This window comes from Mesorhizobium sp., from assembly GCF_017306585.1.
GTDB lineage: Bacteria > Pseudomonadota > Alphaproteobacteria > Rhizobiales > Rhizobiaceae > Mesorhizobium.
The window spans coordinates 1-12,496 of record NZ_JAFKIC010000291.1 but is presented as its reverse complement, the minus strand read 5'-3'; the positions used below and the strand labels follow the sequence as shown (position 1 = coordinate 12,496).

Here is a 12,496-nt window from a genome sequence, read left to right as displayed (position 1 = left end):
CCGGCCTTGCCGGTGATGACCATGTTGGTGGCCTGGTTCCAGTCCTGCACATTGGTGTTCTTGGCCATCTTGCGCGCATCGTCCGCCGCCTTGAACACCTTGGCGACTTCCGGTCCGGCGGCGAACTTGGCGTCCTTGTCCTTATAGACCTTGAGGAAGGTATCGGTGCCGCCGACCGCGGCGAGCAGAACGTCGAAGGCGCCGGACGACTGCCAGGCCTGGCCACCCACCGCCAGCGGGACAATGCCCGCCTTCTCCAGCGCCGGGGCCGCCGCCACATACTCGTTCCAGTCCTTCGGCATCGGCACGCCGGCCTTCTGGAAGGCTTCATTCGACAGCCACAGCCACTGCCAGGAATGGATGTTGACCGGCACGCAATAGATCTTGCCGCCGATGGTGCAGCTGTCGAGCAGGCTCTTCGGCCGCACGACCTCGGTCCACTTGCCCTTGGTGGCGACGTCGGTGAGGTCGCGCATCAGGCCCGCCTGAACCAGTTCCTCCGCCTGCCGGCCGTGGTTGAACTGGGTGGCGCCCATCGGATCGCCGCCGGTGATGCGGCTGATCATGATCGGCCGTGCCGTGCCGCCGGATCCGGCAATAGCGCCGTCGACCCAATGGTTGCCTGTCGCGTCGAATGCCTTGGCAAGCTCGGCGACCGCCGCCGCTTCGCCGCCGGATGTCCACCAATGGGTGACTTCGAGATCGGTCGCAGCCGCGGGTCCGGCGACGTTCAGCGCAACCGTCGCGGCAAAGGCGGCGGTCAGGAATTTGTATCGCATTTCGGCTTCCTCCCAGAAATCTGAAACGTTACAGATTTTCGATACGGCAATTGCGCTGATGGCGCAACCCCGGGCGCACGGATGGATTCAGATTTTTTCGAGACGCGAATAAATTCGAACGTCCGACCTGCCATATTGCGCCGCAACAAGCCGCCATTGCAGCGCAAAATCGCGATCCGTTAACAAAAGCCGGCGAGATAACCGTGAGAATCGCTCTTCACCTTGGATTCTCAAGGGAATTCGGCGACCGGATGCGCCCGAAGATACCGCGACGCAACTCAGCCATATTGGCAATCTGTAACGTTTCAGTATATTGAGACCGTACCGGGCCTGAAATCACGTCATGTTGCGGATTGCGGCGATTGCCGACCCGGCCTGCGGCTGCTATGCGCCTGACGGGCGGGACGAATGGACAGACAGCGCACTGAAAAGAACGACGAAAGGTCGGCGCGGGAGCGGCCGACGCTGAAGACGCTTGCCTTCATGACCGGGCTCGGCGTCACCACCGTCTCGCGCGCACTAAAGGACGCGCCCGAGATCGGCGCCGAGACGAGGCGCCGCGTCCAGCTCGTCGCCAAGCAGATCGGCTATCGGCCCAACCGCGCCGGCGTGCGCCTGCGCACCGGCAAGACCAATGTCATCAGCCTCGTGCTCAACACCGAGCAGGAGATCATGAGCTTTGTGTCGGACATCATCTATGGCGTCTCGGAAGTCATCGCCGACACGCCCTATCATCTGATCGTCACGCCCTATTCGCGTTCGCAGGATCCGCTCGACCCGATACGCTACCTGGTCGAGACCGGCTCCGCCGACGGCATCATCATCTCGCGCACGCAGCCGAACGACGCCCGCGCCCGCTACATGCTGGAACACGGCATTCCCTTCGCCACGCATGGCCGCACCGAGATGGGGCTGGTTCATCCCTACCATGATTTCGACAACCACGCTTTCGCGGTGGAGGCCGTCCGGCGCCTCGCCGGAAAGGGCCGCCGCAAGCTTGCCCTACTGACGCCGCCTGTCGGGCTGACCTATCACGGCCATACGGTGAACGGCTTTGCCGACGCGCTGAGCGAAGTCGGCGCCAGCGAAATCCCTTTCAGCACCGTGTCGATCGACCATTCGATCGAGCAGATCAGGACGCGGACCGCACAGCTCATGCGCCGTGAAAACCGGCCGGACGGCATCGTCAGCAGCGCCGCCGCGGCAACCCTGGCGCTCGTCGCCGGCATCGAGGACGCCGGCCTGAAGCTCGGCCGCGATGTCGACATCGTCTCCAAGCAGTCGTCGGATCTTCTGCACCTGTTCCGGCCGGAACTGCTGATCGTCAACGAGAACTTCCGGCTGGCCGGCTCCGAACTCGCCCGCGCGGTGCTGGGCTGGATCGGCGGCGCCGCACCCGGCTTGCTGCAATCGCTCAGCGTGCCGGGCGAGGTCCTGGCCTATCGCCGTTGATTAGCACCGCTCTGCAGTCAGGTCGGGCCGACACCCGACTCTAACCGGCTGCGCCGCTGCCCCATGGGCCGTGGAACGCCCCCTGCTCGCCGATGCGCTCGAAACCATGCGCGCCGAAGAAGTCGCGCTGCGCCTGGATGAGGTTCGAGGTGCCGCGGCCCTGGCGGTAGCTGTCGAAATAGGCGAGCGCGGAGGACAGCGCCGGCACCGGCGAGCCGGCTTCCGATGCCCGCGCCACGATGCGCCGCAGCGACGGATGCGCCTCCTGCATCAGGCTGATGAAAGCCGGCGCCATCAAAAGGTTGGTCGAGGCGCCGCCGCCGCTGAAGGCCTCGGCCATCGTGTCCAGCATCTGCGAGCGGATGATGCAGCCGGCGCGCCAGATCCTGGCGATGGTCGGCATCGGCAGGTTCCAGTTGAATTCCTTCGAGGCGCCGCTCATCACCGCGAAGCCCTGCGCGTAAGCCGCGATCTTGCCGGCGAACAGCGCCAGTTCGAGATCCCTGAGCAACGCGTCCTTGTCGCCGGCAATCTTCGTCACGCCGATATTGCCATAGGCTTTCTCGGCCGCCAGCCGCTCATCCCTGAGCGACGACAGAACGCGTGCCGCCACCGCCGCCTCGATCGCGGTCGCCGGAATGCCGAGCTGCTGCGCCTCGATGACAGACCATTTGCCGGTGCCCTTCTGGCCGGCGCGGTCGAGGATGATGTCGACCACCGGCTTGCCGGTCTTCGGATCGTCCGCGGCCAGCACCTTGGCGGTGATCTCGATCAGGTAGGAGTTCAGCCGGCCCTTGTTCCAGGTCTCGAAGACCTGGCCGATCTCCTTTGGCCCCATGCCGAGGCCGTCGCGCAGGATGCCGTAGATTTCAGCGATCATCTGCATGTCGGCATATTCGATGCCATTGTGGATGGTCTTGACGAAATGGCCGGCGCCGTCATGCCCGAGCCAGGCGGCGCAGGGCTCGTCCTTGAACTTGGCGGAGATGGCGGTCAGCACCTTCTCGACGCGCTTCCAGCTATCTTCTGTGCCACCGACCATGATCGAGGGCCCATGGCGCGCGCCCTCCTCGCCGCCGGACACGCCCATGCCGATGAAGGTCAGGCCCGAGCCGGAAAGCTCCGAGAAACGCCGCATCGTATCGCGGAAATTGGCATTGCCGGCATCGATGACGATGTCGTTGTTGGACAGGACGCCGCGCAGCGCTTCGATCTGTTCGTCGACCGGCTTGCCGGCCAGCACCATGATGATGATCGGGCGCGGCGGCCGTATCGCTTCGGCGAGTTCTTCCAGGCTGTAGCAGGGAACAACCATATCCTTGAGCGCGCCGGCATTCTCGACAAAGGCGTCCGTGCGCGCCCTGGTGCGGTTGAAGACGGCGATGCGGTGCCCGTGCTCGGCGATGTTGAGCGCCAGGTTGGAACCCATCGTGCCAAGGCCGATCAGGCCGATTTCGGCTTTTTCCATCGTTTCTTCCCTGCTTTCGGATTTTGTTGTGGAGCTCGCGATTTGTCGGATGATTGACGAGCGTTCAGCGCCGCGTCAACCGCCTCGCTTCGCAAGCGGCCATATAGACCATCACGGCCTGATGTCCACGGGCGCTTCGATCTTCACGATCTGGAAGTCCGAAACCAGGATGTCGATGCGCACCGTCCATCGCCCGGGCACGGGAATGACGAGGTTGTCGACACGCCAGCTGCCGTCGCCCGGTTTCGTCGACGCCCGCTTCATCGGCTCGATGCCGGAATCGGGCTTCGACAGCACCAGCGTCACCTCCTTGGCGTCGAGCGGACCGAAATCGCCGGTCATGATGATCATCGAGGCCGCGACCGGCCCGGCATGGCCGGGCGTGATGCTGAGATCGGCCATCGCCTGCAGCGCGTGGATATGGACCGAAACCGGCTGCGCGGCGGCGATCGCCAGGGCGCGTGGCGGCGGCGTGAAGCGCCAGCCTGCGGCGACGCCGAAGACCGCCAGCACGATCAGCACCTCGACGGATATCGAACGCGTGAGCCGGCGCTGCACCTCGGTCGCGCCTGCCTCGGCCAAGGCCGTCAGCCGCCAGCGGTTGACGGCGGCCAGGGTGAACAGGAAGACCAACAGCGCGAGCTTGGTCAGCAGCAGCCGGCCATAGGCGGTGCCGACAAGCGCCGATGGCGTCTGCACCTGGATGACAGCCAATACGATGCCAGCCACGGCAAGCACCGCCACGACAGGCAGGATCGCCGAGGAGAAGCGGTGCAGGAAGGCAACGGCGCCGGCCGTCCGGCGTTTCAGCGCCAGACCGAGCGGCACCAGGGCGCCGGCCCAGAAGGCGATGCCGACGCCATGCAGGAACACCATCGGCCGCGTCAGCCATTGCGGCTCGGCAGCGCTGGCGTGGCCGCTGGCGGCAAGTGCCGCGCCGACGCCAGCCAGGCCGGCAAGGGCAAATGGCCTGGCCAGCACACGCGGTCCGGCCAGCGACAACAGGCCGAGCCCGAGCGCTATCAGGGCGATCAGCACCGTCCAGCCGAAGCTGGTGCCAAGCCCGGTCCGCCAGATCACCGGCTGCGCGAGATGGGAGAGCGGCGCTCCGAGCGCATCCAATCCCTGAAAACCCAGTGAGAGCGGCGCCGCCGCCAGCCCGCACAGAATGGCGGCAATGACAAAGCGCTGGCCGTCACGACCGTCCGCCGCCAGCCAGGCCAGGGCGAAAGCGCCGCCAATGCCGAGGAAGAGCCCCGCATAGAGAAGGATCTTGCCGATCCAGATCGCCGAGCGCAGTGGCCAGTCCACCGCTTCGGACACCGCGGGCGGCTCGCTTGGCGCGCCGATCGAAAACAGAATTGAACCGCCGACCGGATGGCCGTCGGCGGAGATGACACGCCAGCTCAGCACATGCGTGCCTGACTTCAGCGTCTGGCGGTTGTCGATCTCGACGGTCTGGTCGGTGAGGCGGAAGTCTGTCAGGGCGACCGGTGTCCCGTCGGGCTTGACCAGCGTCAGCACCAGCGGCGACACCGGCTCGCTGAAGGTCAGCGAGAACCGCGCCGGAGCCTGCGCCAGCACGGCGCCATCGGCCGGGTCGGTCTTGATCAGCGCCGCATGGGCAAAAGCCTGGCTCGCCGGGACCACGACCATGAACAGCGCGACCAGCAGGCCGCCGGCAATCCAGCCAACGAGCCTGGTAGTGGTATCGGCTATCCCAGAAGCTATTGCGGTCATACCATGCCAGCCAATTGCGGCGCGCTCCGACAAGCAGAGCGCGCCGGGGGAGAAAAGTTATTTCTTCGGTGTCAGCTTGATGCCGGGCGCAGGGGTCTCCAGCGCGTCCTCATCCTGTCCTGCCGCCGGAATCTCGATCCAGCGCTCCGCGGCATCGCCGCATTCCTGAACCACCGGGAAGTAGAGCTTCTGGCCGACGGGCAGGTCCGCCGTCAGCGTCGCCCGGAAGATGAACTCGTCGTAGAATTCGTCCGGCAGATTGCCGCCGCTCCAGTCGACCTCCTTGACCCCATCGCTCACCGCCTGGCCGTAGAGCTGGTAGGATTTTTCATACTTGCCCTTCTTGGTCTGCAGCGTCCAGCCGGGCTTAGGCATCGGCTTCACCGCGATCACGCCTTCCGGAATCTGCACGCGCACGGCGGTCGTCGCCTTGCCGTCGCAGCCATGCGGCACACGAAGCACGGCCTTGTAGGTCGAGCCGACGGGCGCTTCCTGGGTCTCGAGCGTGATGTGGGCGAAGGCGGCGTTGGTGCCCAGCAAGAGAAGTGCTGCGGCGGACAAAAGATATCTGTTCATGATGGTCCCTCTGATTTCAAAAATTGGTGGTTGGCTGGCGCGATCAGTTGGCGTGGTCCATGTCCATGCCGCCCGTCTCGCCCATCCCTTCGACGGCGAACTCGACATTGACCGTGCCGGCCTTCTCGAAGGTCAGCGTGGCCGCGAATTTTTCGCCTTGCTTGGGTTGCCGCTTCAGCCCGATGAACATCAGGTGATAGCCGCCGGGCGCCAGCGCCACCTTGCCGCCGGCGGGAATATCCAGGCCACCCTCGACCGGCCGCATGGTCATGACGCCGTCCTTGACGCCCATTTCGTGCAGTTCGGCCTTGTCGGAGACATCGGAGGAAATCGACAGCAGCCGGTCTGATGTGCCGCCCTTGTTGATGATGGTGAAATAGCCGCCGGCGACCTTGGCGCCGGCCGGCGTGGCGCGCGACCAGGGATGCTCGATTTCGAGGTCGCCGACCTTGAACTCATGCGCGGTGACCGAGTGGACACCGGCGAATGCCAGGGCAAGGGCCAGCGCGACAGCGCCGAGGCGCTGGAAGCGGGACAGAAAACGGCCGAACATCGTGCGTGCCGCCATAGAGGAAGAGTGAGACATGGTTGCTCCATGAAGTGACGATCGCGCCGTCGCCGGCCGCGAAACGTTTTGATCTTTGGATGGGTGCGCCCGTAAAAGGGTCCGCCGGGCGCGCCGGCTCAGGCCGCGAGCGGCGGCGCGCGCGGGTTCGACGGAGAGCGTTCGCGCGCGAAACCGAGATGGATGCTCGCCGGAAAGACGAAGGCGACCGACTGGAAGGAAAGATTGCCGAGCGCAATCCCGGCATCGGGCGGCGGCGCGAAGGCCGATGAAAACATGCTGCAGCCAAGCGTGCAGCAGGCCGGCAGATGAGAGGGATGCTGGTCGCCGTCCGGAAGCTGAGTGGCGCCGTCGTGGGTGCAGATGACGTTGCCGAAAGCATCGAGCTGCGCCGCGTTCGGAACGCCGAAGGCGAAGGCGCCAAGGGTCGATTGGAGCAACAGCAGATAGGCCGCGACAAGCGCGGCCGACATGCTCCAGCGTCTCCCCCGGCTTTTCAAACGATCGGCCTCTTCAAGCTACTGGTGGGATACTTATCACGCGAAGGGGAGGCGGAAAATCGCCAAATCGATGCTGCGGCAACGCGGCACGATCAGGCGCGTGACGGCTGCCGGTTCTCTGGAATGGAGGTGAGCAGCGTCTGGCGCGCCGACTTCAAATGCTTGCGGCAGGCGGCATCGACCTTGCCGAGGTCGCGCGACTTGAGCGCCTCGATATAGGCAAGATGCTCGCCGACCGCGACTTCGTTGCGCTCGCGCTCCTGCGCCTTGTTCCACTGGTAGTGGTAATGGAAGATCATGGCGATCACGTCGTAGAAATCGACGATGAAGCGGTTGTGCGACGCACGGTGAATGAGCCGGTGGAAGCGCTCGTCGAGTTCCGAAAATTCGTTGAAGCGCGTGGCGATGTCGCGGACCAGTTGGCGATGTTCATCCTCCAGCCGATCGAGGTCGGTCCAGACCGGGCTGTCCTGCGGCAGGGCGGCGAAGGCTGCCGCCGAGCGCAGCTCGAACATCTCGCGGATCTCTGTCAGTTCGAGCGCGAAGGCCCGGGTAAAGCCCTTCAGCACCCAATGGCTGTTGCGGCGTTTTTCGATCAGCCCGAAGCGGGAAAAGCGGATCAGGAACTCGCGCACGCTGGTGGTGCCGACGCCGATCTCGCGGGCCAGTTCGAGTTCGTTGATCTGCATGCCGGCCTCCGCGCCGCCGGCCAGCAGCCGTCGCATGAACGACCGTTCGATGATCTCGGCCAGCGTGTCGGTCTCTTCCTCGGGGAAGAAATCGTCGGGATGCGGATCGCGCAGCACCGTCTTGGCGCGCTTGTTCCAGGCGATCAGCCCGGTTTCCTCCATCCGAGCCAGGATGCTGCGCACCGTCGTGCGGCTGACGCCCAGCAGCGCGCCCAGTTCCGGTTCGGAAGGCAGGCTGCGCGTCTCGTCAAGCAGCCTGAGGCACCTGTTATAGGCATCCTTGTAGACGTTGTTGCTCTTCGACATCCCCTGCCCCATCCATGCCGGCGCTTGCGGCGGCCGGCTTGAAGCGCAATATGACGTTCGCATGACCCTGAGAAGCAGGAATCGCTACCGCCGGGCCGGGTTCATTGTTTGCAGCGCCACCATTTGCCGAGGAGCACACGGAACCGCCTGCGAAAAAACAATTGACGCAAAAATGTTTTTTCACGATAAAAGACATTAACTCTTAACAGGCGCGTGTCAATCCGCGCGCATCCCAGGATCACCCAGGAAACGCCCGTGAACGCCTCCAACACCATCCTTCTGTCCCCCGCCGACAATGTCGCCGTCGCCAATGGCCGCGTCGAGATCGGCACCGCGCTGCCGGGCGGCGCCACCGCCACCGCCGTCATCGAGCCCGGCCACAAGGTGGCGATCAAGCCGATAAGCGCCGGTGAGGCCGTGGTGAAATATGCCCAGGCGATCGGCCGCGCCACGCAGGACATCGCACCCGGCGAACATGTCCATTCGCACAATCTTGTCTTCGAGGCCGGCCGCCTGCCCGTCGTGCCGCCGAGCGAGGCCGAGCACGCGACCGAGGCCGATCGTGCCAGAACCTTCATGGGCTATCGCCGCGCCGACGGACGCGCCGGCACGCGCAACTTCATCGGCATTATCGCCAGCGTCAATTGCTCGGCCACCGTCTGCCATTCCATCGCCGACACGGCCAACCGCACCTTGCTGCCGAAATATCCCGGCATCGACGGCTTCGTGCCCATCGTCCACGGCCAGGGCTGCGGCATGAGCGGCACCGGCGACGGCATGATGGTGCTGCACCGCACGCTCGCCGGTTATGCCCGCCATCCGAATTTCGGCGGCGTGCTGATGGTCGGCCTCGGCTGCGAGGTCAACCAACTCACCCTCTATGGCCAGAAGGGAGCCGCCGCCGGCAAACGCCACTTCAATATCCAGGATGCCGGCGGCTCGCGCAAATCGGTGGAAAAGGCGATGGGCGTGCTGGCGGAGATCGCCGAGGAGGTCGGCCAGTTGAAGCGCGAACCGATCCCGGTCAGCGAAATCGTCGTCGGCCTGCAATGCGGCGGCTCCGACGGCATGTCGGGCATCACGGCCAATCCGGCACTGGGCGCTGCCGTCGACATCCTGGCCGGCGTCGGCGGCATCGGCATCCTTTCAGAGACGACGGAAATCTATGGCGCCGAACATCTGCTCGCCTATCGCGCGGCGACGCCCGAAATCGCCAAGAAGCTCGATGGCTATGTGAAATGGTGGGAAGACCATGTCGCCAAGCACGGCGCCTCGATCGACAACAACCCTTCGCCCGGCAACAAGCGTGGCGGGCTGACCACCATCCTGGAAAAGTCGCTGGGCGCGGTGGCCAAGGGTGGCCAGACCCCGCTCAACGGCGTGTTCGGCTATGCCGAGAAGGTCACCGGCAACGGACTCGTGTTCATGGACACGCCCGGCTACGACCCGGTCTCGGCCACCGGCCAGGTGGCGGGCGGCGCCAATGTCATCGTCTTCACCACCGGCCGCGGCTCCTGTTTCGGCTGCCGGCCGACGCCGTCGATCAAGGTCGCCACCAACTCGACCATGTATCACCAGATGGAAGAGGATATGGACGTCAATTGCGGCGTCATCGCCTCGGGCGAAAAGACCATCGCCGGCATGGGCCGCGAGATCTTCGAACTGATCGTCGAGACGGCTTCCGGCCGCAAGACCAAGAGCGAGGATTTCGGCTACGGCGATAACGAGTTCGTGCCCTGGCATCTCGGCGCGACGCTCTGAAGCAATTCCAGGAAAAGTGTGAAGCGGTTTTCCGTCCGGAGTTGCGTAAAAACAAAGAGTTAGATTCGGCTCGTATCGGCTAGACATGCCCGGCCGCACCGTGGCCGGTAACGGGGAGGTTGCGCATGGAAAAACGCCGCATCGGCAAGACGGCGCTCGAGGTCACCGAAGTCAGTTTCGGTGGCGCCGCGATCGGCGGGCTCTACCGGGCCTGTTCGCGCGAGGCGGCAATGGAGACGCTGCAAGGCGCCTGGGACGCCGGCCTGCGCTATTTCGACACCGCCCCCTTCTACGGCTTCGGCCTGTCGGAACGGCGCTTCGGCGATTTCCTGCGCTACAAGCCGCGCTCCTCCTATGTACTGTCGACCAAGGTCGGACGCCTGTTCCGTCCGGTGCCGGAAGACCAGGTGCCTGACCATTCCTATGTCGATCCGCTGCCCTTCGCGCTCGACTACGACTATTCCTATGACGGCATCATGCGCTCGGTCGAGTTCAGCTATGCGCGGCTCGGCCTGAACCGGATCGATATCCTCTACGTCCACGATATCGGCATCTACACGCATGGCGTCGAGAAGACCAAGCTGCACTTTCGCCAGCTGATGGATGGCGGGCTCAAGGCGCTGGAAGAGCTGAAGCGCGCCGGCACGATTGCCGCTTACGGCCTCGGCGTCAACGAAGTCCGGATCTGCCTCGACGTGATGCGCCGGGCGCCGCTCGACTGCATCCTGCTCGCCAGCCGCTACTCCCTGCTCGACCGCAGCGCGGAAGCCGAACTGCTGCCGCTGTGCCGGAAACAACAGACGTCGCTGGTGATCGGCGGCGTCTTCAACTCCGGCATACTGGCGACCGGGCCGGTGCAAGGCGCGCATTTCGATTACCAGCCCGCCAGCCGCGACGTGCTCGACCGGGTCGACGCGATGGAGAAGATCGCCGGCGAAGGCGGCTATCCGCTGGCCGCCGCCGCATTCCAGTTTCCCCTGCACGAGCCTGCCGTCGCCACCGTGCTGACCGGCACCGCGAAGCTGGCGAACCTGACACGCAATCTGGAACTGCTCGACATCGACGTGCCGCGGACGGAGTATGCCAGATATCGCCCCTATACGGTGGTGCAGGAGCTGGCGTGAAGCGGCGGATGCGGACAGGTGACGCCGGTCGTTCGGCTTCACAAATCCGCGACTCCGTCAAAAGAATGAATATTCCATATTGACTAAGTCATGGAATTAATATTCCATGACGCAAGAGAACGGAACGGGAGCGTTTGGCCGCATCAAGGGAGGAGCGGCGCGAAACACCGCTTGCATCGGCCAGATCGATGCACTATCAAAACAGCGCAACTGTTTTTTATTGATAAAGTTCTGTTTGGGCCGCGCCTATCCGAACGGAGCTTCCGTAACGTTCACCGGGCGACTTAGGGAGGATCCTATGAAATTCGTGACCAGCATTCTCAACCGCCGCGCCGTCATGGCACTTGCGGCTGCATCGATGCTTGCCGGCGTCATGCACACCGCGCCGGTCTCGGCGGCGGATGTGACCATTCCGATCATCGTCAAGGACACCACGTCCTTCTACTGGCAGATCGTTCTGGCCGGCGCCCGCAAGGCCGGCAAGGATCTCGGCGTCAACGTGCCGGAGCTCGGCGCGCAGGCTGAAACCGACGTCAACGGCCAGATCTCGATCCTCGAGAACGCCGTCGCCGGCAACCCGGCCGCCGTCGTCATCGCGCCGACCGAGGCCAAGGCGCTCGGCAAGCCGATCGATGAAGCCGCCGCCAAGGTCAAGATCATCGGCATAGACTCCAGCGCCGACTCCAAGGCCTTCACCTCGTTCCTGACCACCGACAACGTGCAGGGCGGCCGTGTCGCGGCCGACGGTCTCGCGGCGGCCATCGGCGCGGCCAATGGCGGCAAGGTCGAGGGTAAGGTTGCGCTCATCACCGCGCTGCCCGGCGCCGGTTCGCTCGAGCAGCGCGCCCAGGGCTTCAAGGAAGAGCTCAAGGCCAAGTATCCCGGCCTTGAACTGATCGCCGACAAATATGCCGACGGCCAGGCCACCACCGGCCTCAACATCGCCACCGACCTCATCACCGCCAATCCGGACCTGAAGGGCATCTTCGCCTCCAACCTGATCATGGCGCAGGGCGTCGGCCAGGCGATCGCCGAGAACAACCTTGCCGGCAAGGTCGGGCTGATCGGCTTCGACAGCGACGAGAAGCTGATCAAGTTCCTCAACGACGGCGTCATCTCCGGCCTCGTCGTCCAGGATCCATACCGGATGGGCTATGACGGCATCAAGACCGCGCTCGCGGCCTCGAAGGGCGAGAAGGTCGAGGCCAATGTCGACACCGGCGCCAACCTGGTCACCAAGGCCAATATGAAGGATCCCAAGATCGACGCCCTGCTCAATCCGAAGCTCAACTGAGCAACGGCCTAGCCGCACGGTTTCCGGGGCCTCGCGCCCCGGAAATACCGGACATATCGCTTGGAAATCCGCCGGCCTGGTCTAGGCTGTCAGGCGGACGCCTTGAAAGCCTCGCCGCGTGCTTATCCGCGGGGCCGAGCCGGGAGACAAATCTGGGAGGATTGTCATGACATCGACCGCGCAAGACCTGCATCCCGCCCCTGTGCTGGAGCCCGGCCGGACGATCCTCGAACTCAACGGCC

Annotated in this window: 11 protein-coding genes; 4 read left to right on the top strand and 7 right to left on the bottom strand. The window is 64.5% G+C overall.

The window, feature by feature from the left end:
* Positions 1–779 (bottom strand): ABC transporter substrate-binding protein (locus J0I79_RS33045; protein ID WP_292869715.1); only part of this gene is annotated, 779 nt, incomplete at its 3' end.
* A gap of 408 nt (positions 780–1,187) precedes the next feature.
* On the opposite strand from J0I79_RS33045, the gene J0I79_RS33040 reads away from it, so the two are divergent.
* The gene (locus J0I79_RS33040; RefSeq protein ID WP_292869712.1) at positions 1,188–2,231 is read left to right on the top strand and encodes a LacI family transcriptional regulator; all 1,044 of its coding nucleotides are present in this window, start codon (positions 1,188–1,190) and stop codon (positions 2,229–2,231) included.
* 40 nt (positions 2,232–2,271) lie between these two features.
* Here the strand turns inward: J0I79_RS33040 and gndA are convergent, their stop codons facing one another.
* The 6 genes from gndA to J0I79_RS33010 all read right to left on the bottom strand — a co-directional run bounded on the left by gndA (position 2,272) and on the right by J0I79_RS33010 (position 8,075).
* Positions 2,272–3,699, bottom strand: coding sequence for an NADP-dependent phosphogluconate dehydrogenase (gndA, locus tag J0I79_RS33035; RefSeq protein ID WP_292869709.1), 1,428 nt, complete (start codon positions 3,697–3,699; stop codon positions 2,272–2,274).
* 111 nt (positions 3,700–3,810) lie between these two features.
* On the bottom strand, positions 3,811–5,439 hold the full coding sequence (locus J0I79_RS33030; RefSeq protein WP_292869706.1) for a copper resistance CopC/CopD family protein: 1,629 nt from the start codon (positions 5,437–5,439) through the stop codon (positions 3,811–3,813).
* A 57-nt stretch (positions 5,440–5,496) separates the two neighbouring features.
* Positions 5,497–6,015 (bottom strand): YcnI family protein, encoded by a 519-nt coding sequence (locus tag J0I79_RS33025; protein WP_292869703.1) that lies wholly within the window; start codon positions 6,013–6,015, stop codon positions 5,497–5,499.
* A gap of 43 nt (positions 6,016–6,058) precedes the next feature.
* Complete coding sequence (locus tag J0I79_RS33020) at positions 6,059–6,601, bottom strand: copper chaperone PCu(A)C (RefSeq protein WP_292869700.1); 543 nt, start codon at positions 6,599–6,601, stop codon at positions 6,059–6,061.
* A gap of 98 nt (positions 6,602–6,699) precedes the next feature.
* Positions 6,700–7,053: a DUF2946 family protein gene (locus J0I79_RS33015; RefSeq protein WP_292869697.1), complete on the bottom strand. Its 354-nt coding sequence runs from the start codon at positions 7,051–7,053 to the stop codon at positions 6,700–6,702.
* A 119-nt stretch (positions 7,054–7,172) separates the two neighbouring features.
* Positions 7,173–8,075: a GntR family transcriptional regulator gene (locus J0I79_RS33010; protein ID WP_292869694.1), complete on the bottom strand. Its 903-nt coding sequence runs from the start codon at positions 8,073–8,075 to the stop codon at positions 7,173–7,175.
* Positions 8,076–8,330: 255 nt separating this feature from the next.
* Here J0I79_RS33010 and J0I79_RS33005 point away from each other — a divergent pair, with 255 nt between their 5' ends.
* The 3 genes from J0I79_RS33005 (at position 8,331) to J0I79_RS32995 (ending at position 12,254) form a co-directional block, all read left to right on the top strand.
* Positions 8,331–9,836, top strand: a complete 1,506-nt coding sequence (locus J0I79_RS33005) for an altronate dehydratase family protein (RefSeq protein WP_292869691.1) — start codon at positions 8,331–8,333, stop codon at positions 9,834–9,836.
* A gap of 125 nt (positions 9,837–9,961) precedes the next feature.
* Positions 9,962–10,960 carry an aldo/keto reductase gene (locus J0I79_RS33000; protein WP_292869688.1) on the top strand — a complete coding sequence of 333 codons (999 nt, stop codon included), beginning with the start codon at positions 9,962–9,964 and terminating at the stop codon, positions 10,958–10,960.
* Between the two features lie 298 nt (positions 10,961–11,258).
* Complete coding sequence (locus tag J0I79_RS32995; protein ID WP_292869685.1) at positions 11,259–12,254, top strand: ABC transporter substrate-binding protein; 996 nt, start codon at positions 11,259–11,261, stop codon at positions 12,252–12,254.
* The last annotated feature ends 242 nt before the right edge of the window (positions 12,255–12,496 follow it).

Bases quoted from the DNA above. Each gene is read 5' to 3' on its own strand.
- J0I79_RS33040 (WP_292869712.1), top strand. From the start codon at position 1,188: ATGGACAGACAGCGCACTGAAAAGAACGACGAAAGGTCGGCGCGGGAG.
- gndA (WP_292869709.1), bottom strand. From the start codon at position 3,699: ATGGAAAAAGCCGAAATCGGCCTGATCGGCCTTGGCACGATGGGTTCC.
- J0I79_RS33030 (WP_292869706.1), bottom strand. From the start codon at position 5,439: ATGACCGCAATAGCTTCTGGGATAGCCGATACCACTACCAGGCTCGTT.
- J0I79_RS33025 (WP_292869703.1), bottom strand. From the start codon at position 6,015: ATGAACAGATATCTTTTGTCCGCCGCAGCACTTCTCTTGCTGGGCACC.
- J0I79_RS33020 (WP_292869700.1), bottom strand. From the start codon at position 6,601: ATGTCTCACTCTTCCTCTATGGCGGCACGCACGATGTTCGGCCGTTTT.
- J0I79_RS33015 (WP_292869697.1), bottom strand. From the start codon at position 7,053: ATGTCGGCCGCGCTTGTCGCGGCCTATCTGCTGTTGCTCCAATCGACC.
- J0I79_RS33010 (WP_292869694.1), bottom strand. From the start codon at position 8,075: ATGTCGAAGAGCAACAACGTCTACAAGGATGCCTATAACAGGTGCCTC.
- J0I79_RS33000 (WP_292869688.1), top strand. From the start codon at position 9,962: ATGGAAAAACGCCGCATCGGCAAGACGGCGCTCGAGGTCACCGAAGTC.
- J0I79_RS32995 (WP_292869685.1), top strand. From the start codon at position 11,259: ATGAAATTCGTGACCAGCATTCTCAACCGCCGCGCCGTCATGGCACTT.